The organism is Sporolactobacillus sp. STSJ-5, assembly GCF_024385605.1.
In the GTDB taxonomy this organism is placed as follows: domain Bacteria; phylum Bacillota; class Bacilli; order Bacillales; family Sporolactobacillaceae; genus Sporolactobacillus.
The window spans coordinates 38350-56326 of the sequence record NZ_JANFOJ010000008.1; the positions used below are offsets into that span (position 1 = coordinate 38350).

Annotated in this window: 24 protein-coding genes and 1 riboswitch; of the genes, 14 read left to right on the forward strand and 10 right to left on the reverse strand. The window is 42.1% G+C overall.

Annotated elements, in window-relative coordinates; genetic code table 11:
- The first annotated feature begins 17 nt into the window (after window positions 1-17).
- The 4 genes from NOM01_RS09245 to NOM01_RS09260 all read left to right on the forward strand — a co-directional run bounded on the left by NOM01_RS09245 (window position 18) and on the right by NOM01_RS09260 (window position 1985).
- Complete coding sequence (locus tag NOM01_RS09245) at window positions 18-206, forward strand: hypothetical protein (RefSeq protein ID WP_093673204.1); 189 nt, start codon at window positions 18-20, stop codon at window positions 204-206.
- A 196-nt stretch (window positions 207-402) separates the two neighbouring features.
- Window positions 403-1128, forward strand: coding sequence for a YczE/YyaS/YitT family protein (locus NOM01_RS09250; protein WP_218143251.1), 726 nt, complete (start codon window positions 403-405; stop codon window positions 1126-1128).
- Between the two features lie 92 nt (window positions 1129-1220).
- Window positions 1221-1376: a DUF1540 domain-containing protein gene (locus NOM01_RS09255; protein WP_093673208.1), complete on the forward strand. Its 156-nt coding sequence runs from the start codon at window positions 1221-1223 to the stop codon at window positions 1374-1376.
- A gap of 153 nt (window positions 1377-1529) precedes the next feature.
- Window positions 1530-1985, forward strand: a complete 456-nt coding sequence (locus tag NOM01_RS09260; RefSeq protein ID WP_177184764.1) for a DUF4183 domain-containing protein — start codon at window positions 1530-1532, stop codon at window positions 1983-1985.
- Window positions 1986-2033: 48 nt separating this feature from the next.
- On the opposite strand, the gene NOM01_RS09265 is transcribed toward NOM01_RS09260, so the two are convergent.
- The 3 genes from NOM01_RS09265 to NOM01_RS09275 form a co-directional block, all read right to left on the reverse strand.
- The gene (locus NOM01_RS09265) at window positions 2034-2318 is read right to left on the reverse strand and encodes a DUF4183 domain-containing protein (protein ID WP_093673212.1); all 285 of its coding nucleotides are present in this window, start codon (window positions 2316-2318) and stop codon (window positions 2034-2036) included.
- 152 nt (window positions 2319-2470) lie between these two features.
- A complete protein-coding gene (locus tag NOM01_RS09270) occupies window positions 2471-2956 on the reverse strand; it encodes a GNAT family N-acetyltransferase (RefSeq protein ID WP_093673271.1) in 486 nt (161 codons plus the stop codon).
- On the reverse strand, window positions 2956-3864 hold the full coding sequence (locus NOM01_RS09275) for a LysR family transcriptional regulator (protein ID WP_093673214.1): 909 nt from the start codon (window positions 3862-3864) through the stop codon (window positions 2956-2958). Before NOM01_RS09275 ends, NOM01_RS09270 begins: the two co-directional genes overlap by 1 nt.
- A 116-nt stretch (window positions 3865-3980) precedes the next feature.
- Here NOM01_RS09275 and ilvN point away from each other — a divergent pair, with 116 nt between their 5' ends.
- Window positions 3981-5444 (forward strand): acetolactate synthase small subunit, encoded by a 1464-nt coding sequence (ilvN, locus tag NOM01_RS09280; protein ID WP_093673216.1) that lies wholly within the window; start codon window positions 3981-3983, stop codon window positions 5442-5444.
- Window positions 5445-5661: 217 nt separating this feature from the next.
- Here ilvN and NOM01_RS09285 read toward each other — a convergent pair whose 3' ends face one another.
- Window positions 5662-5922 (reverse strand): ferredoxin, encoded by a 261-nt coding sequence (locus NOM01_RS09285; protein ID WP_093673218.1) that lies wholly within the window; start codon window positions 5920-5922, stop codon window positions 5662-5664.
- Window positions 5923-5955: 33 nt separating this feature from the next.
- Window positions 5956-6264 carry a cupin domain-containing protein gene (locus tag NOM01_RS09290; RefSeq protein WP_093673220.1) on the reverse strand — a complete coding sequence of 103 codons (309 nt, stop codon included), beginning with the start codon at window positions 6262-6264 and terminating at the stop codon, window positions 5956-5958.
- Window positions 6265-6450: 186 nt separating this feature from the next.
- Between NOM01_RS09290 and NOM01_RS09295 the strand changes: the two genes are divergently transcribed.
- From NOM01_RS09295 to NOM01_RS09315, 5 genes are all read left to right on the forward strand, one after another.
- A complete protein-coding gene (locus tag NOM01_RS09295; RefSeq protein ID WP_093673221.1) occupies window positions 6451-7113 on the forward strand; it encodes a Crp/Fnr family transcriptional regulator in 663 nt (220 codons plus the stop codon).
- Between the two features lie 81 nt (window positions 7114-7194).
- Window positions 7195-7752 (forward strand): cysteine hydrolase family protein, encoded by a 558-nt coding sequence (locus tag NOM01_RS09300; protein ID WP_093673222.1) that lies wholly within the window; start codon window positions 7195-7197, stop codon window positions 7750-7752.
- Between the two features lie 77 nt (window positions 7753-7829).
- Window positions 7830-8066, forward strand: a complete 237-nt coding sequence (locus NOM01_RS09305; RefSeq protein ID WP_143128460.1) for a hypothetical protein — start codon at window positions 7830-7832, stop codon at window positions 8064-8066.
- A gap of 672 nt (window positions 8067-8738) precedes the next feature.
- Window positions 8739-8842: riboswitch (SAM riboswitch) on the forward strand.
- 130 nt (window positions 8843-8972) lie between these two features.
- The gene (locus NOM01_RS09310) at window positions 8973-9815 is read left to right on the forward strand and encodes an alpha/beta fold hydrolase (protein ID WP_177184765.1); all 843 of its coding nucleotides are present in this window, start codon (window positions 8973-8975) and stop codon (window positions 9813-9815) included.
- Between the two features lie 259 nt (window positions 9816-10074).
- Window positions 10075-10533 carry a putative immunity protein gene (locus tag NOM01_RS09315; protein ID WP_093673224.1) on the forward strand — a complete coding sequence of 153 codons (459 nt, stop codon included), beginning with the start codon at window positions 10075-10077 and terminating at the stop codon, window positions 10531-10533.
- Window positions 10534-10586: 53 nt separating this feature from the next.
- Here NOM01_RS09315 and NOM01_RS09320 read toward each other — a convergent pair whose 3' ends face one another.
- The 4 genes from NOM01_RS09320 to NOM01_RS09335 form a co-directional block, all read right to left on the reverse strand.
- Window positions 10587-11072 (reverse strand): DUF2628 domain-containing protein, encoded by a 486-nt coding sequence (locus NOM01_RS09320; RefSeq protein WP_093673225.1) that lies wholly within the window; start codon window positions 11070-11072, stop codon window positions 10587-10589.
- A 394-nt stretch (window positions 11073-11466) separates the two neighbouring features.
- On the reverse strand, window positions 11467-11796 hold the full coding sequence (locus tag NOM01_RS09325; protein ID WP_093673227.1) for an antibiotic biosynthesis monooxygenase family protein: 330 nt from the start codon (window positions 11794-11796) through the stop codon (window positions 11467-11469).
- A gap of 57 nt (window positions 11797-11853) precedes the next feature.
- Window positions 11854-12636 carry a class I SAM-dependent methyltransferase gene (locus NOM01_RS09330; RefSeq protein WP_093673229.1) on the reverse strand — a complete coding sequence of 261 codons (783 nt, stop codon included), beginning with the start codon at window positions 12634-12636 and terminating at the stop codon, window positions 11854-11856.
- An 18-nt stretch (window positions 12637-12654) separates the two neighbouring features.
- Window positions 12655-13404 (reverse strand): NADPH-dependent oxidoreductase, encoded by a 750-nt coding sequence (locus NOM01_RS09335; protein ID WP_093673231.1) that lies wholly within the window; start codon window positions 13402-13404, stop codon window positions 12655-12657.
- 232 nt (window positions 13405-13636) lie between these two features.
- Between NOM01_RS09335 and NOM01_RS09340 the strand changes: the two genes are divergently transcribed.
- Window positions 13637-13960 (forward strand): PadR family transcriptional regulator, encoded by a 324-nt coding sequence (locus NOM01_RS09340; RefSeq protein ID WP_093673233.1) that lies wholly within the window; start codon window positions 13637-13639, stop codon window positions 13958-13960.
- Between the two features lie 2 nt (window positions 13961-13962).
- A complete protein-coding gene (locus NOM01_RS09345) occupies window positions 13963-14727 on the forward strand; it encodes an HAAS domain-containing protein (protein WP_093673235.1) in 765 nt (254 codons plus the stop codon).
- A 159-nt stretch (window positions 14728-14886) separates the two neighbouring features.
- Here NOM01_RS09345 and NOM01_RS09350 read toward each other — a convergent pair whose 3' ends face one another.
- Complete coding sequence (locus tag NOM01_RS09350) at window positions 14887-15663, reverse strand: LysR family transcriptional regulator (RefSeq protein WP_093673237.1); 777 nt, start codon at window positions 15661-15663, stop codon at window positions 14887-14889.
- A gap of 114 nt (window positions 15664-15777) precedes the next feature.
- Between NOM01_RS09350 and NOM01_RS09355 the strand changes: the two genes are divergently transcribed.
- Both NOM01_RS09355 and NOM01_RS09360 read left to right on the forward strand, forming a co-directional pair.
- The gene (locus NOM01_RS09355) at window positions 15778-16509 is read left to right on the forward strand and encodes an SDR family NAD(P)-dependent oxidoreductase (protein WP_177184767.1); all 732 of its coding nucleotides are present in this window, start codon (window positions 15778-15780) and stop codon (window positions 16507-16509) included.
- A gap of 405 nt (window positions 16510-16914) precedes the next feature.
- A complete protein-coding gene (locus NOM01_RS09360; protein ID WP_093673241.1) occupies window positions 16915-17955 on the forward strand; it encodes a LacI family DNA-binding transcriptional regulator in 1041 nt (346 codons plus the stop codon).
- Window positions 17956-17977: the final 22 nt, after the last annotated feature.

The following is a 17977-nucleotide window of genomic DNA, read 5'->3' on the forward strand; positions in this document are numbered from 1 at the left end:
AAGGCACCATTTCATCAATGGCTAATGCCTCGATATATTTGGGCACGACCATCGGTTCATCGCTTGGTGGCTTGCTTTACGCGCATGCCGGAGGATTTAAAACGCTTGATCTGTTTACGATTATTTGTTTTCTTATTTCTCTTCTCTTATTTATGAAGAGCGGATTGTTTACATCAATGAGACAAGCCAAAAAAGAATTAATCTAATGACGTGCAAGTTTATTGCACTATTTGGGTGCTGTGCACTTCGACATGAATTATACATTGAACATATGCTGGGGAAGAGTTAAAATGAAACAACTTGAGTGAAGAATGTAATACCTTATTGACTATTCTTCACCGTTGCTTTATGCACTCATTCATAGCGATTAAAAAAGAAATGAACTAAAGGAAGGAAATGTTCGTGTACGCTAAGCATGCACTGCCCGTTCGCACTCACAATCATAATGAGAATCTCTTGTATTTCATGATTTCGATTTTCTTTAACGCCTTTGGAAATGCGCTGACCGTTTCACTGAATCTGGGAAGCGCGCTCTGGACAGCATCAGCAGTTAATTTTACAGCACTGACAAGTATTTCATTAAGCATCATTTTGATTGCCTCAGGTGTTCTTGTCGTTATCATCAATGCCCTGATTATCGGTAAAATTGATTGGCACCGCATTATTGGCAACATGATCTTTATGGTCCCGTTCAGCTATTTAATTGGGATGATCAGCACTTATCTTGTTGCTATAGGGATTAATGAATTGCCGCTTATCGTGCGTGTCGTTCTAGATATTGTAGGCGTATGCTTTATTTCGCTTGCGATTTCGATCTACCAACGTGTGAATCTGATGCTTCATCCTTGCGATGATTTGATGCAGATTATTCGTTTTAAATTTTTTAAAGGTAATGCGACGGTCGCACAGCTTGTAACCTTTTCTCCGCCGATTGTGATCCTCCTCATTTGCTGGATCGATTCACATCAGCTCTACGCGATCAATGTCGGTACTATTTTCGCTTTACTGTTTCAAGGCACATTGGTTGGCGTGTTTGATAAGACGGTTTTCCCAACGCTCAAGCACCAGAATATTGATCATGGTCAAGCGAGCAGTCAAAGCCATAAGCATCATGGACTGAACGTGTAAAAGTAGTGTAGCAAACAGTGAATGAACCCGATTTGTTGTCGTATTGAACCCTCGGAGCTTGCTCATACTAGTTCCGGAGGAGGTGAGCGACTTTGGCTAAAGATGTACTCTGTGAAGTGAACAATTGTACGTTTTGGGATGAAGGAAACCATTGCTCTGCAAATGCCATTTACGTCATCAGTCATAAAGGCAAGCAGGCATCAAACGTCGAAGAAACAGACTGCAAGACCTTTAAACCGGAAAAATAACAGATGAAAAAACGAAACCATGAAAAAGCGAGCGGACACTGTGTCCACTCGCTTTTTTAGTATAAGATTTTCGGAACACAAGGCGGATGCACAAACAAGTAGTTAAATGACTTAATACACTATGGTATCAATGCGCGAGGCAGGTGGTATGTGTTGACCGATTTTTTTGACAGACCGGATGAATGCAGCTCACATAGAAAGAAAGAGACACCGGCCCGCAGACTACAGAAAACAAAGCTGAGATCGGAAAAAAGAAACATAAATACGAATACAAATTCAAATGGATTGAATCAAACAATTACGATTAATTGTAATGGGTCAGTATCTGTCCCGGGAAATTCTCTCAAAGCGGAAACAACCTACTATATCACTACTGGGGTGGAGGGGAAACGAACCTATACAAATGCTGACGGATTATCCCAATATGGAAGCCAGAGCATCCCTGATCCGGGCGATGTTACGTTTTTTAACTTATTTGTCAATGGGATGCTTCAGCCATCCGTCTTTTATACGGTATCCGCAGGAACACTTTCCTTTATTGGTCCTAATGATGTACTTACAACTGGTGTACCTATTATCCTTCAAACCATTAAGATTCAATCGGGTTAAAAAAAGTACAGACCTTGTTAAGTCTGCACCTTTCTTTCTCTGTCACGTTCAGTTAACGACAAAAGCGACTGTAATCGGTGTTGCACCATCAAGGGTGTCGCCGTCAGGAATTGTAATGGCAGTTGTCGTAACCGTAGAGGTATCTGAGGTTTGAATCACACCATTAATATAGAGTTCATAATAGGCGAAAGAGCTTGGAAAGGCAGTTGCCGCGGCACCAGTATCATCAGTAAAGCTGGTTGCTGTCACAGCAAAGGTTGCGCCTGTACCTGTTCCTCCACCAAGTGTTGACGTGAATTTTCGACTGGCCATAAAAGGTTTAACAATGGGCATAAAACTGCATCCTTTCTGAAATTAGTTTACTGTGCATGGAAAGATGCTCCTTGTACAGCTAAACTAATTTATGCTTGGCAACGCTCTTGAGACACGTATAGATGATGCAAGAGAAATGCGGCTTTTATAGAAGATGGGTGGGAAACATCATTTCATGACAGCTTTTTATCCATATTGAACCACTGAATGCCTCCGTGCTGGGATGCGGCAATTCCTCGGTTTGTATAGCCTTTCTTCTCATAGAAGGCGATGAGCGATTGACGACAAGTAAGCGTTACCGTTAATCGATATTTTTCACGAGCCTGGTCTTCAAATGCATGGAGAAGGTTGCCGGCTACGCCTTTTCCTTGATAATCAGGAGCGACAACAATGCCCAGAATGCTTTGGTAACCGCCGCTTTTCGGATTAGGGATTGTTTGGTCGAAAAGGTCGTCGGTAATAAAGGGAACAGATAGAACCGGACCGTTCACATAACCGATCATTTGATTTTTCTCCTCTGCTATCAAAAAGGTATCGGATATCGTCGCAATTCGATTGATAAATGCCTGCTTAGTCGCAGCCTCTTCAGGAGTAAAGCCTGTATTTTCAAGGGCTATGAGCTGCTCTAAGTCCTCTTTTCGAACATTCCGAATATGCATCATTTCTCATCCTCATTCTTAGCTTTAAACAATTCAATAAATTGACGTGCTTTTTTTGTGAGATAGCGATTTTTCATCCAAATAATACCAACATCGGATTGGACCGTGATATCAGGAAGCTCGAACAGATCAATGTCGGCTACCGAAAAGGCTGAAAGGACAGATTTAGGAAGAACAGTGACTCCGATTCCGGCAATCACTAGAGCAATGGTAATCGATACACTGGAGCATTCACAGACAATATTCGGCTCAAAGCCTAACCGGCGGCATTCGTTCACAACTTTTTCGTTAAGCTGTACGGTTTTGTCGCTTTTCAAGGCAATAAGCGGCATGGATGCAAGATCTTTTAAATGGACATCTGAATTTGATGGTCGCCATTTTTGATTTGTCGGCACAATCATCACGAATGGATCGGAAGGCAGGCGGAGGATTCCATAATTGCTGGAATCATAGTTCGATTCAAACGGAAGTCGTGTGACAACCAAGTCAATACTGCGATTGGCCAAATAGTCGCCTAAGACAACATGATCCCCTTCTAAAATCTTAAACGTGACCTGAGGATAATGCTCGCGAAAATAGGCAATCTTCTCCGGGAGCAGGGAAACACATGAGAATACCGAGCCGATTTTCAGTGTGCCATGAATGCCCAGATCAAGCTCCTTAATTTCAGTAACGGTTTCGTCCATTTGCTGGAGGATTGCTTCAGCTTTAACTTGCAAAACGGCACCGGCTTCGGTAAGTGTCATGCCTTTGCCTTGACGATCAAACAGGATGACGCCGAGTTCTTCTTCAATTTGCTTTAGCTGCCGGCTCAGAGGCGGCTGCTCGATATTCAGCTTTTTGGCAGCACGCGTAATTTGGCCCTCTTTGGCAATTGCGAGAAAGTAACGAAGCTGGCGGATATCCATTAGCAGTCCTTCTTTCTTCATATATTAAAAGTATGATAAATGAATAAAACAGATATTTTTCGTATGGTTAATTGGATGATATCATAAAAATTAACAAGCAAAAAGGGGGAAGCAACATGAAAACCCACCGCATCTCAGTGATTGTCAAAAATCAGCCGGGAATTCTGGCACAGGTTTCCCGATTATTTAGTCAACGCGGCTTGAATATTGATACATTAACGGTTGGCACTTATAAAGAAATGCGTACATCACGAATGAAGATTTCATTGCGCTCTGAAAAGACAGTCCTTGATCAAGTGATTAAGCAACTCAATGGGTTAATGGACGTTATTCAAGTGAACGTTGCACACCCGATTATTTCGAATAAACCGATGGGCGGGAGATTAAGCGCCTTGTTTTCACAACGTGCGGTCGCCTTTTGGCTCGTTGCATATAGTCTATGTATTACATTGCTGGGGACGAATATCCCCTCCCCCCTGCTCGCACTATACCGCGTTCAGTGGCACTTGTCACCAAGCATGGTGACGCTGCTTTTTGCAATTTATGCCGTTGTCGTTATTCCAACGATTATTATCTCCGGTCAGCTGTCCGATCAATTAGGAAGGAAAAAGCTGCTGATTCCAGGCGTTTTTTTCATTATTATCGGCTCCATATTATTTGTTCTTTCCACCAATTTTACGATGCTGATCATTTCGCGGATCTTTCAAGGCATTTCAGTCGGAATGATGAATGGCGTTGCCGTTGCAGCATTAACGGAACTTGATGAAAAAGGGAATCGAATCAAAGCCGCATTTATCGGATCAATGGCCGTCACAGTAGGCAACGCACTCGGTCCTGTGCTCTCAGGTTTCCTGGGCGAGTACGCACCGTTTCCACTGAAATTGGCCTATTTTATTCATATGTTTCTTGCACTCCCAGGTTTTTTCGGGCTTTTATATATGAGTGAAAAGGTTAAACGAGTTCCGAAAATACGTATGCATCGGCCTGCTGTTCCGCAAAGTATTCGAAAACGGTTCTACCTGTCCGGCATGACCTCTTTTATTGCATGGTCAATTATGAGCTTAATGCTGTCGATCATCCCAAGTTATACCGATCAACTGGTGGGAAGCTCAAATTTAGCGGTTGCAGGTGCGATTGTGGCTTTAGTACTGAGCATTTCCACAATCAGCCAAATTGTGCTGAAACGCATGTCACTGCAGAATCTGTCCATTTTCGGCTTTTTCTTAATTCTTTTGGGGTTAGTAGCATTAGTGTTTACGCTCGAAACGAAATCAATCCTGTTTTTATTCCTGACAACCGTACTGATTGGATTCGGACATGGGCCAACGTTTGCGGGAAGTCTGGCGCTCACCAATCACATTTCACCGGACGAATCGCGCGGCGATATCATTGCATCATTCTATGTATTGACTTATCTCGGCGTAAGCCTGCCAATCTTGGGCCTGGGATTCGCTGCCCGTTGGGTGGGGCTGAACAACTCAATCATTTTATATACAGGTGTGATGGCGGTGATGATCCTTTTCGGTATGGCCTTTTGGATCATCGATCGACGGAAAGAATATCAGTTACAGACGAAATGAAATTAGCGACAGCAAAACGGCCGCTCTGCTCCTTCGATTGAAGTGAGTGGGCGGTCGTTTGGTTTATTAAATGATGTGTGGCGCGATATCTTTCATTCAATGATTTAAATGAGCTCGGGCTTTCGATAAACCTCTGAGCTATAGACGGTCAACAAGAACTTACAAACTGTCGGAGCTGCGCGCAGGTTCATACACACGTTTAATTGCTATGCCCATTTTATTCACCATGCTGAGCGTCTGACTGTTCAAAAGGTTCATCTGAAACAAGGATGGATTCAGTCGGGCATCCTTCATAAGCATCGTCCAGGTCCATAAGTAATTCCTCTGGAATTGTTTTGATTCCTTTGTTGTCGTCGATAATCGAAAAGGCAAGACCTTGATCGTCATAATTGAAAATGTCCGGAGCAGCCATTTCACATGCACCACAAGAGATGCATGTATCCCGATCGACTCGTGTATACTTCGGCTTTTCTCCCATGGAAATCACTTCCCTATTCATGTATTAGGTGGATCAGCATCCACGTACGGGACCGGCAGCCGATTTAACGAGAATGACATCGCTATCTTCCTCGGCATGTACGGAATGAAGTTCCATTGCGTTCAGGTGCACAAGCCTACCGGGTACAAGATGTTCCGATTGACCGGATGCGGTGAATAGGATCGCACCGCGCACAGGAATAACGGTAACCTCCGCATCGCCTCCATGATGTTCCGGAATGCGCTGTCCTTTTTGCAGGGATAAATGCATGACGGTCTGGTATTCGTCATGATAAAGTCGTTCCTTTAAAGCTGTCTGATTTTGGCATGTAAGAAGTTGCATTGGTGTTCGCTCCTTTTCTATTTAAATACGTTTAAGTTTACTTTAATTGAGAACTGCTATCATCTATACTATATAGTGTTTCGAATCAATTTGAACATGATCGAGATCAAGTTTCGACTGACTGTATAGAAAAAGTCTATCTACGGATGGAATAGTGATGAAAAATGACGGAAAGGAAGAGGTTCGATGTCTGAACTAAAGGCAATCGGCTGGTTTCAAAATCTTAAGGATGATGAACTGAAGCAAGTGGAAGCAATGGGGATCATGAAACAATACCGTGCTAAAGAGGCAGTGTTTGTCCAAGGAGAAATATTGACTCATTATTTCTTTGTTGTGGACGGATTGATCCATGCCTATCATCAAAATAGGGATGGGAAGAAGTGGATCGCAAGTCTGTTCTCTTGTGGTGACCTGTTTCCGCATACCGGTTTGGTTGATGAAGAAAATCGGTATCCTGCGAATGGCGAGACGATTACACCGTGTACGCTTTTTATGATCAGACGGGAGAAGATGCATGAACTGATGAATTGCTTTCCTTCAATCGAACGTCAACTTACACAATTTTTCGCTAAGAAAAGTCAGGAGCTGATGAACCGATACTCTGATTCGGTTCTTGAGCCGGCCCTCGTTCAACTGGTTTCGCTATTGAAGCGGCTCGCTCAGCAGTCAGGTGTCCGGGCGACGGACGGCTGGGTCCTTATCTCGGCTATGATGACGGAACAGGATATGGCCGGGTACATTGGTGTCACTCCGGAAACCGTCAGCCGTTTACTAAACCGCCTGTATCGTGAGAAGCGCGCTAAATCCGCCGGTCGGGGCAAAATTTACATTGATCTCGATAAGTGTTGATCAGCTTCAATACAAATCTGTTATACTTTAATCAATAACTTGGCAACTAGTTATGCTGCAAACGGTAAAGGAGTGCTGCTGATGAACCAGGCTTTACTTGTTATTGACTCACAACTGACGCTGATTGAGGGTGATTCACAGGAGCGCGGCGTATATAATAAAGAAGAGTTGCTTCGGAAAATCAATCTTGTAATCGAAAAAGCTGTGGGATTGGATATTCCCATAGTTTTTGTCCGCGACACCAGTGTATCCGGCGGTGAAGGAGAAGGATTCCAGGTTCACCCGGCAATTCATATACCGGATGATGCTGAGATTTTTAATAAAAGCGCAACAAGTTCTTTTTATCACACACCTTTATTAAAATTCCTTCAGGAGCGTGGTAGTGAACATCTCGTTATTGTAGGATGTAAGACCGAATATTGTATTGATACCGCCGTTCGAATGGCTACGGTCAACGGCTTTGATGTGACACTGGTCGGCGATGCCCACTCGACTGCGGATACTCCGATATTATCTGCGGCGCAGATTATCCAACATCACAATCGAGTGCTGAACGGTTACGACAATGACGACCATTTCTCGCTGGTACGGAATTCAGACGAGGACGTGTTTCAACCGACGCATAACAACTATCGTTAATGTGGGTCATTTGAATCGAATAGGCAATGCAGGAGGGATAGCATTGACGCTATCCCTCATTTTGGTGTGTTCATTTGATGAGAATGAACGAAAGAAAGAATCGCGCGCCAGGGGAGATACCGCTGGCATGCGTCTGCTTGAGAAGGCTCCCAGATCGCCACGGCAAGCGAGCAGCTGAAGCGACGCTCGTTCAAGTCACAAGGTTGATGGATCAAAGCTCCATACAGATTGACAGCAGAGGACCGGGTACTTTTCGCTCGATTTTTCTTACAAGTAAAAAAACTTATGATTTTGTCCCGCTGGTACGACGATAAGCGTCATAAGAGGCTGATTCCCAATCCGAACTTATCGGTTGGGCGATCAGGTTAAGCGTCAAATCTGATAAATAAACGGAAAAATTCCGCTTAATTAGAAAATTAATGAAAAAATTCCCTAAATAGACGGAGAAATTCCGCTTATCGAATCGAAAAACGTGAAAATAGCGGGTTTTGCAGTGCATAACCGGAAAAATTACCCTTATTTACCTGCAAAACAAGCTCTATGGTGCAAATAACCGGAAAATCTCCGCTTATTTTCCCCCGCGATACTGAATTAAGGATCGAAATGATTTATTAGAAAACTTGGCTTCGCCAAGCCCCTGGCGAAGGCGAAGCCTTAGTTGCGACGGCCATGGACGGCCTAGTGTCCGGTGAGCCGCAGGACGCGGCGTTTTTTCGGACCGCTTACACTCGTTTCCTTTAAATGTTTTCTTATACTTTCCTACCAGTGTGAACTAGAAATGTCTGTTCAAGACAAGGTTGATGATTCAAAATGGTATTTGGAGCAAATGAACTTTCGTATGTAAGGAAATTTCGCTAAGCACGCGTATGTCCTGTACGCAACGCGAAAGTAAGGATCGCCCGCTCTGTGCCCGGTTTTTCTTATTGACACAGGTGGGAATAGTGCTATAATACAATAAATCACACCTAAATACTTGGTTATATGTTTGTTTATCCAGAGAGGGTAAAGGATCTGGCCTGATGATCCCTCAGCAGCGGACCTTGCAAAGAGGTACTGTGCTAAATCCAGCGGTAATCCCGGCAGATAAACAGAACCTGTAAAGAGGTTTTCTGAACACGGGAAATCTCTTTTTTATTTGCCTCAATAAATGGATAAATAGTCATCTGAGCTAGTCCGAGAAAAATTAAGGGTGATTAAAAAACGAAAAAGGGTGAATGAACATGGCAGAACACTATTTTGAAGTAGAGCCAGGTATTGAGTTGCACTATCGTGATGAAGGGAGTGGACGGCCGCTCATTTTTATTCCGGGTTGGACATTCAGTATTGATGTATTTGAAAAACAGATTGCTTACTTCTCCACGCGTTATCGAGTGATTGCGGTAGATCCGCGAAATCATGGAAAATCAACGATCAGCGTAAACAGAAATACGTACGATGTGCAGGGAGCGGATCTTGGAAAACTGATCGATCACCTTGATTTAAAAAATGTCGTGTTGGCCGGTTGGTCGTTTGGTGGTCTAACCTTATGGTCTTATGTGGAACAATTTGGAACTCAAAACATTTCGGCTGCTGTCACCATTGATGTATCCCCGCGGACCCTTAGCTCGGATTCTGATGAGTGGGTAGCTGGGACACTTGAAGACCTCATAGCCGTCCACAATCATTCTCTGGATTCTGCCGAACATTATCGTCAGTTTATTGATTCATTTGCTGAAAATCTCCTATTCGACCACGCGATTACTGCTGAAGAAAAGAGTCGATTTACAGCGCCAAGCTTGCGCATTCCGCATCAAATTGCCGATGCGCTCTATGTCGACGGCTGGCTTACAGACAAAAAAGCAGCGGCAAAAACGATTGATGAAACAGTGCCCTCGTTAACATTTACTTCATCCGCGCGCGCAGATGCCGCTACGCCTTATATACAAAAAGAATTTCCAAATAGTGACGTGCATTCGTTTGGCAATCATCTGTTATTTTGGGAATACGCGGATCGGTTTAATGAAATTCTCGATCAATTCCTTAACAAACACCAACTTTCAGATACTGTTTTACAAAAATCATAAAAGAGATAACAGGAAGAATAGTATAAAGCACATCAAGTTCCGAAAAACAGGTAAATGGAGAACCTATAAAATATTTTGTCTTCTTGAGTGCCTACAACTATAAAAACGTCCACAAGATTAAAGTGGACGTTTTTCTTTGACTATTTTCGCTGACCAGTAGGGTACTCTATATGTATCTCGTTAAGAACGATGAAAGGGTAAAAAAGGGAACATAAGATGCATATAAATGTTTGTTTAAGGGAAAGGAGCGGATTTGTCGATGAAATTTGTGGACACAGAGCGTAAAAAAGAAATTGATGCAAAGCTAGAATTGGTAAAACAACAGACAGCAGCATTATGGGCGGCTGTTTGCTCCGATCACGTCATCCGGTATTTTGAACAGGAACGTCCTCAAGATGAGCGGCCTCGGCAAGCGATTGCAGCGGCTCGTCTGTGGGCAAGGGGCAGAATCAGCGTCGATGAAGCGCGAAAAGCCGCTTTTGCGGCAGATGCCGCGGCGCGCGAAGCAACAGGAGCTGCAGCCATCGCCGCTGCTCGAGCGGCAGGCCAAGCTGCTGCGACTGCGTACATGTTTGGTCACGCGATCCATGCGTCTACCTATGCTGCAAAAAGCGTATTTTATGTTGCGGACAGTGAACAGGAAGCGGTCGAGAAAGAGCGTGCTTGGCAATATGACCGCCTGCACGAGCTTGCGATTTTGATTAACAAGGGAATTTAGCATCTGATCTTAAACCACAGCTGCAAACGAGAAAAAATGATTAGGACCTGGAGTCAAATAAAGCTTGTAGCAACCGTTACAGCAATATCAACGAGCAAATAGATCCAAAATGCGGGCCAACTATATCCGGGATGAGTTTGAAGGTAGTGAATGCGGTCGCTGCGATCCGGAGTTTCTGTTTTCAATTTTTTAATCGCTGTCAAGGCGTTTACGAAGCAAAAATAGTTGCTAAATAAAGCGAACAAAACGCCAATGAGAAGGCTAAAAAACAGATTAGCAAGATCAGGTATACTGCTGAAGAGTAAGCCGAAAAGTGTAGAGAGTATTAAATATCCGTAGGACAAGTAATACATTTTTCGGTGTGCGGACCAAAAAGTGAAAGCAAAGAACGCCGACCAATTCCACGAGAAAAAATGGCGTTTTTCACTCATTTTCGTCCACCGTTTCTCATAGGTTTCGTCATTCTTGCCAAGATAGAGCAACAATTCTTGACGTGTTTCTTCACTTAAATCCAGATAATGGGTGCCCCATTCAGCCATTAATAAAACACCCCCTTAATAGATGGAAGATTGGATAGTCTGCGTGCGTTTCTAATCAGCACTTATCGGTTGGGCGATCTGATTAAGCGCCCAATCTGATAAATAGACGGAAAAATTACCCTTATTTAGAAAATGAACGAAAAAATAGCTTAAATAGACGGAGAAATTCCGCTTATCGAATCGAAAAACGTGAAAATGGCGGGCTTTTCTGTGTATAACCGGAAAAATTACCCTTATGTACCTGTAAAACAAGCGCGATGATGCATATAACCGGAAAATCTCCGCTTATTTTACTCGTTACATAATCAGGGAGCAGAAGTGAGATGGAGTAACTTTCGCTAAATGCGCATGTGTCCTGAACGCAAAGCCACCGGCACCCTGCGCACTTTTGTAATCAGCACTTAAATGTGTAATCCCGTTCGACCTTGCTGATTCGCGTGACGAACGATTCGTACCAGTCACGTTTGCCTTTTTCCTGAGCCATTTGGTGCTCTGCGTTCTTTTTCCACTGCTTGGTGGCGTCGAGTGAGGACCAGTACGAAACGGTTATGCCGATGCCCTGTTCCTCCCGCGCACTTTCGACACCAAGGAATCCAGGCTGTTCTCTAGCAAGCGCAACCATTCGATCGGCGACAATGCCGTATTCTTTTTCCTCAACCTCAGTTCGTTTTGAGGTGAAAATAACTGCGTAATAAGGTGGGGTAGGTGTTTTTGCGAAAGACATCTGCACTCGCCTCTTTCTAAAGTATCTATTGGCTCTTTTAGATCATTTATTAAAAAATCAGACGGCTGAGCCTTTTCTCCCAATTAAAAGCACTGCATTCCCCAAAGCTTTCTTACTTTGAAGGACACGAGGCAATTTTATCAAATCACTGAGTTTAACCGCCTTGAATTCAGAAACCCCGAGTTTCTTCACTTCGGTTAAAAAGTCACTATAGTTTCCGTATGTCTTATTGTCCATAAATAAATCCATAAAAACGAAAACACCGTCTGAATCTAAGACTCTGATAGCCTCTTTTAGAAGCAGAATTTTATTTTTTTCATCCTTAACTTCATGAAACGTCAAGCAACTAATAACTGATTGAAATGCATTATCTAAAAACGGAAGCTTCGACGCACTCGCCTTAATGAATACAATTCGATCCGAAACGCCTTCAATTTCAGCATTACGCGCACATAACTTTTGCGAATATTCCCAGTTGCTGCCCCAATAATCAATTCCTACAAATTGCCCCTTTGGAAATGCTTTCGCTCCTTTGATGGTAAGGGAGCCGCTTCCTGTACCGATATCGAGTAATTTCCCCTCTCCATCCCATTTTAATTTTTGTAAAATCAAATCATGGATGATCGATTGAAAATTATTCCCAAACGTTGCAAATTGATAGTACGTGTAGGAAACGATAAAGGAAATATAGCAAAACGGAAGTGCGAACAGCCCCGACAAAATACGTATATACAGGTTTATGGGACAAAAAGCGGCAGCAATAAGACAAACACTGATGGCTAAAAATGTAATTAACTTATGTTTTCTGATCCATGTTTTGTAGACGGGTTTTGACCCCATATAGTTTCCTCTTTCTATTTAATACTTTACAAGCCCCTGACTTCTTAATGTCTCCAACATTCTCTTCTTTGCTTCCGATTGTTTGCCGGAAACGGCTTTGGCAATTTGATTGGTAAAAGTATCCACACGGCGGTTGGCATCGCGCAGATCGTAATACTGATTCACGTCATGGTCATAGTTCTCTAATTCTTCCAGCGGATGTTGAGGTGACTGGTACTCGTTTTCAAAATAGACGGCTTCCTTAGGCAGACGCGGCTTAAGCTGTGGCGATTGATCCGGGTAGCCAATTGCGATTCCGAAGGCCGGAAAGGTGAACTTTGGCAATTTTAAAAGATCAATCACGGCCTGAGGATCATTCAGAATACTGCCGAGGTATACGGTGCCAAGTCCCAGACTTTCGGCTGCTGCGACTATATTTTGTGCCGCAATGACCGTGTCGCTGAATGCTCTGAAAAAGAAATCCGTAGAGCTCAGGACGTCGGTCGGCTGTTCTTTTGCTTCGGCAATCTTCGCATTGCGGTGCATGTCGATGACAAGTACAAAAAGACGGTCTGCTTCTGCTATGTAATGCTGGTTGCCAATCTCAGCCAATGCTTTTTTCTTTTCCGGGTCGGTCACACCGATAATGGAGTATTGCTGAAAAAAGTTGCTTGTCGCTGCATGCTGGGCAGCACTGATGAGCAGATTGACTTGTTCCTGCGGGATATGCTGTTTCGTGAAGCTTCGAATGCTGCGGTGGTTCAAAAGGGTCTTAAGTGTTTCGTTCATGGGACGTATCTGCTCCTCTAAAGGTGGATTTTTCAAGTGTTCATCTATGTACCGATTATAGCACGGTGCGACTTTGATTTATAAGAACGGGTTCGATTCGAAGCTCTTGAATAAAACTTAAAAAGATGGTATGTTGTATAACAACATAGTTGTGAAACGACGTAGTTTCATATTTTTTTGTTCTTCTATGTTGCAATACAATATAGTCATTCGTGATGAAGAGGTGAATGCATTGTCTTCTAGCCAAATTCTTAAAGGAATTTTAGAGGGGTGTTTGCTGTCCGTTATTTCTAAAGGTGAAATTTATGGCTATGAAATGATTGAAAAGCTGAGTACTTATGGGTTCACGATGGTTAGTGAGGGGAGCATTTATCCTTTGTTAATCCGAATGAGAAAAGAAGGGCTTGTCACGACGCGCTCAAAGAAGCTGCCTTCAGGTGGGCCAAAGCGAAAATATTATTCTCTGACTGAACAGGGCAAGGAAGAATTGGATTCCTTCAAACAAAAGTGGAGGGTAATTTCAGATAGTGTAAATCAACTTATGGAGGATGATTGAACATGGCTGCTCTTTTAAAGGAAAGGCGTGAATTTCTGCAAAATTTGCGCATCTACTTACTATCTAGTGGAAAAAAAGAAGAGGAAACCGAGGAAATTGTCGGAGAGCTGGAAGATCATTTGTACGAAGCCGAAAAACACGGAAAAAGCGTCCAAGATATTATTGGTCAGTCACCCAAGGCATATATGGAGCAATTAGCCGGCGAAATGCCATTTGACTACAAAAACTTGCTGATTTATGTACCACTCATTTTGATCGGGCTCATTTGCTACAATATATTAAATAAAGCGGTAGAGGGCGTGTTTTCCTATTCATTGCTGGAGGCAGTTGGAGATATCGTGATTACGCTAATAGGACTAGGTCTCATTATTGTTCTTTTTAAATATGTTGCAAGCAGCAAGCTCTCGAAGATAAGCGAGGGACTGCTTTTTTATGGAGGCAGCCTAACGCCTATCATTCTTCTTGTCGCATTAACCTATTTAGATCGTGCGGTTGATTCGCCTATGATTCATTTAGGGTTAGTATGGCGAATTCTCGCTGTAGCACTTGCATGCCTCTTTTTAATTGGCATCGCGATATGGGCAAAAACATGGGTGTCAATTATTATTCCGTTCTTATCACTTTCTCCGGAACTCGTTTTAAATCAAACAGGCATGCAGGAAACATCAAAAACTGTCCTGAGTACTGTGATTACTTTTCTGGGATTAGGTATCTACATCTTTATCGTGTTTAAGAGGGAGCGAAAAAAAGAAACAAAGATTCTCTGAGCTTGATAAGGGTAACCGATCCGGCATTTTTCATATAACGCTGTTTCAGATTTGTACTTCTCTCACCTTTTCAAGGTATTTTGCCATAGAAACAGCACCCGGTTTTTCAGGTGTTGCTTCTTAGAAATCATTGTTTCTATCAGTATTTGAGGATTCTCTCTAGATCATTAAGAGAGTCTCTTTTTTTGCAAGTAAATCAATTTCCGCGTACTTTTCTATAAATGTCACATGCAGCGTATGATCGACAGTGTTGACCATTGCCTTGGGCAGGAGCGTGATGCTGTTCTGAATCGTTTTGATGCTATTTAAAATAGAGCCAAGGTTATCAAAGGCAACGAGATTATAATCTCTATCTTCCATAATTTTAATAAGTTCTTTTCGATAAGGACAACTTGTATCGCTGCTAACAACAAGATTAACTTCACTCAATGAATGCCAGTCACAATTGCTGAGGATAAAAAGTTCTTCGCGTACATGGAGTAACGATTTGTATTTGTTTTTATTAAATTCACGATTGGTCCAGATACAATCCAATTTGTCTTGCTCCAACTGCTGAAATAATTCAGAAGTTGCATGTGTAGAATTAAATACATCACTATAACCTGAATCCTTCAAGCGCTTTGTAAACAAAGGAATAACGGAATAGACCAGAGTTGGTGTCGCTCCAATTCGTATCATTTTATATTTTGATAAATCTTCAATCATATTGTGGTAGTCTGTAAGGATTTTTTGGGAATGAACATAGAGTTGATCTGCTGCTGGAAGTGCTTTTATCCCTTTATTTGTCCGCTCAAATAGTTTGAGCCCCAATTGACGTTCAATACTTTTAATTCGATGAGAAATATTTGGTTGAACATAGCCAAGATTAACGGCTGCTTTTGAAAAAGAACCGCTTTGATAGACTTCTTTGAAAATGACTAAATCATTAAATTCCATGTTTTTTACCTCTTGTCATTATTTATATTGATAGCAAACATGATTATTAACCATTATACAGAGGAATTTTATTCATGTAACCTTATCTTGTAGATAATAGAATGAGGTGAGAAGATCGTGTTTCAAGATAAAGTCGTATTAGTTACCGGAGGCGGAACCGGAATTGGGCGAGCAACCTGCATCAAACTTTCTTCTTCCGGTGCAAAAGTGGTTGTGAACTATTCAAAGTCATTTAAGGAAGCGCGAGAAACGTACGATCAATTAACAAATGAAGGGCTCTTGTATCAGGCGGATATTAGCGATGAGATACAAGTCAAAGAAATGATTCTTGCGTGTATTGAAAAATTTGGGAAACTCGATTATCTCGTAAACAATGCTGGAATTACGCATCAATTAGCAATGGATAATCTTGAGGGAGCAACTGACGAGGTTTGGGATAAACTTTGGGATGTGAATGTTAAAGGAACGTTTCATTGCATTAAAGAGGCAGTTCCTTATTTAAAGAAGAGCAAAGATGCCGCAATTGTTAATGTCGGAAGCGTGGCAGGGACTACTGGATTAGGTTCCTCAGTCCCCTATGCAGTGACAAAATCAGCAGTTCATGGATTAACCAAGTCATTGGCATTTTCACTAGCCCCGAAAGTCAGAATCAATAGTATTGTACCCGGTGCTGTGAAAACAAGGTGGTGGAAAGGTAATGAGGAAAAGATGGAAGAATTGGCAGGACGTATTCTTTTAAAAAGAATAGCTATTCCTGAGGATATTGCTGAATCCATTTGCTACGCTCTTGTACAAAAGTCGCTCACAGGACAAATAATTACTGTAGACAATGGACAGACAATGTGACGACCGCCTCTCAGAAGGTCAATGATACAAAATAAAGCAGCACCGTTCGTTAGGGTGCTGCTTTTAACTTTTATTACCGGGTGAGCTTTCCATTTTATTTCAATTTGTAGAGAGCAGCGGAACATAAAAGACTTATGAATAAGAATGCGTCAATCACTTAAAAAGGACGTATATACGGATATGGTTAGGCAACAATGGGCTTACTACAAGTAGTAGTTCAATAGATTTTGTGATTCATTACTCCTTTTTTGGAGAAGAAAAATTTTGCTCAAACCATGGTAAAATAACAGAAAGATATCTAATATTTGAATTCGTTCAAAAGTATTGATAGGCTGTAGCATCAAATAAATTGGTTATAAGCTGCGAAAGGCAGCCAAAAAACCATACTGACAAAAGGAGTTCCCTATGGTAACTATCAAAAAAATAGCCGAAATGGTTGGCGTTAGTCCGACAACGGTTTCGAATGTGATTCATGGACGGAAGAATAAGGTATCAGAAGAAAATTACAAGAAGGTAAAAGAGGCACTGAATCAAGCAAATTACGTTTCCAATATGAGTGGCAGAATTCTATCTCAAAATGGTTCGAAAATCATTGGCGTGATTTTAAATTATTCGCGACGTTCTGAAGTTAACGTTGTGTCTGATCCTTTTTACAACCAAATTATTGGGTATTTAGAGGAGCAGATACGGATGAATGGCTACTATATGATGCTGTACACATCTGGGAGTGTTCAAGAAAGCCTCAATCTAGCCTCAGCGTGGAAAATTGAAGGCCTTGTTATCCTGGGGGCTTTACCTGCTGATGCGGAAAAATTTAGTCAGGTCGCGCAGATGCCGATTGCTTTTATTGATACGTATGTTGACGAGCCTGTAATGAAAAAAGGATTTATCAACGTCGGTTTGCAAGATTATGAAGGTTGTTATGATGTGACTAACTATTTAATTCATTTAGGGCATAAGAACATTGGGTTTTGTGCTGATGGAAATCAGTTAATTGGTGTTGATGAGCAGAGACTTAGTGGTTTTAATCAGGCAATGGCGGATGCCGGTATTAAATTCGATCAAGAAAAAGATTTCTTTGGACTTCCTTATAAAGTTCATGAACGTCATGACTATTTAACTCAATTAATAAAAACACGATTTAAATCCTATACAGCACTCGTTTTTACTTCTGATTACTTAGCCGTTGACGCGTTGAATTTGCTGCAAGATAATCATTTTCGGATTCCAGAGGACATGTCGATTACCGGATTTGATCATAATATTTTTTCGGAGCAATCCCGGCCAAAGCTAACAACGGTTGAACAGAACGTGAAAGAAAAGGCTCAGTTGACCATTTACTATTTAATGCAGGAAATCCATCAACCAAAAGCGCAGATTGCAAACATCAAACTCAAGACGAAGCTGATCATTCAGGAAAGTACAAGGAGCTTGGAGAATGAATAGATGCTCGCAGAAAAATGGGTAT

Bases quoted from the DNA above. Each gene is read 5' to 3' on its own strand.
- NOM01_RS09310 (WP_177184765.1), top strand. From the start codon at position 8,973: ATGGCAGAACACTATTTTGAAGTAGAGCCAGGTATTGAGTTGCACTAT.
- NOM01_RS09245 (WP_093673204.1), top strand. From the start codon at position 18: ATGGCTAATGCCTCGATATATTTGGGCACGACCATCGGTTCATCGCTT.
- NOM01_RS09350 (WP_093673237.1), bottom strand. From the start codon at position 15,663: ATGGAATTTAATGATTTAGTCATTTTCAAAGAAGTCTATCAAAGCGGT.
- NOM01_RS09305 (WP_143128460.1), top strand. From the start codon at position 7,830: ATGAGAATGAACGAAAGAAAGAATCGCGCGCCAGGGGAGATACCGCTG.
- NOM01_RS09265 (WP_093673212.1), bottom strand. From the start codon at position 2,318: ATGCCCATTGTTAAACCTTTTATGGCCAGTCGAAAATTCACGTCAACA.
- NOM01_RS09320 (WP_093673225.1), bottom strand. From the start codon at position 11,072: ATGGCTGAATGGGGCACCCATTATCTGGATTTAAGTGAAGAAACACGT.
- NOM01_RS09330 (WP_093673229.1), bottom strand. From the start codon at position 12,636: ATGGGGTCAAAACCCGTCTACAAAACATGGATCAGAAAACATAAGTTA.
- NOM01_RS09345 (WP_093673235.1), top strand. From the start codon at position 13,963: ATGGCTGCTCTTTTAAAGGAAAGGCGTGAATTTCTGCAAAATTTGCGC.
- NOM01_RS09275 (WP_093673214.1), bottom strand. From the start codon at position 3,864: ATGGATATCCGCCAGCTTCGTTACTTTCTCGCAATTGCCAAAGAGGGC.
- ilvN (WP_093673216.1), top strand. From the start codon at position 3,981: ATGAAAACCCACCGCATCTCAGTGATTGTCAAAAATCAGCCGGGAATT.
- NOM01_RS09335 (WP_093673231.1), bottom strand. From the start codon at position 13,404: ATGAACGAAACACTTAAGACCCTTTTGAACCACCGCAGCATTCGAAGC.
- NOM01_RS09290 (WP_093673220.1), bottom strand. From the start codon at position 6,264: ATGCAACTTCTTACATGCCAAAATCAGACAGCTTTAAAGGAACGACTT.
- NOM01_RS09360 (WP_093673241.1), top strand. From the start codon at position 16,915: ATGGTAACTATCAAAAAAATAGCCGAAATGGTTGGCGTTAGTCCGACA.
- NOM01_RS09295 (WP_093673221.1), top strand. From the start codon at position 6,451: ATGTCTGAACTAAAGGCAATCGGCTGGTTTCAAAATCTTAAGGATGAT.
- NOM01_RS09285 (WP_093673218.1), bottom strand. From the start codon at position 5,922: ATGGGAGAAAAGCCGAAGTATACACGAGTCGATCGGGATACATGCATC.
- NOM01_RS09325 (WP_093673227.1), bottom strand. From the start codon at position 11,796: ATGTCTTTCGCAAAAACACCTACCCCACCTTATTACGCAGTTATTTTC.
- NOM01_RS09315 (WP_093673224.1), top strand. From the start codon at position 10,075: ATGAAATTTGTGGACACAGAGCGTAAAAAAGAAATTGATGCAAAGCTA.
- NOM01_RS09270 (WP_093673271.1), bottom strand. From the start codon at position 2,956: ATGCATATTCGGAATGTTCGAAAAGAGGACTTAGAGCAGCTCATAGCC.
- NOM01_RS09300 (WP_093673222.1), top strand. From the start codon at position 7,195: ATGAACCAGGCTTTACTTGTTATTGACTCACAACTGACGCTGATTGAG.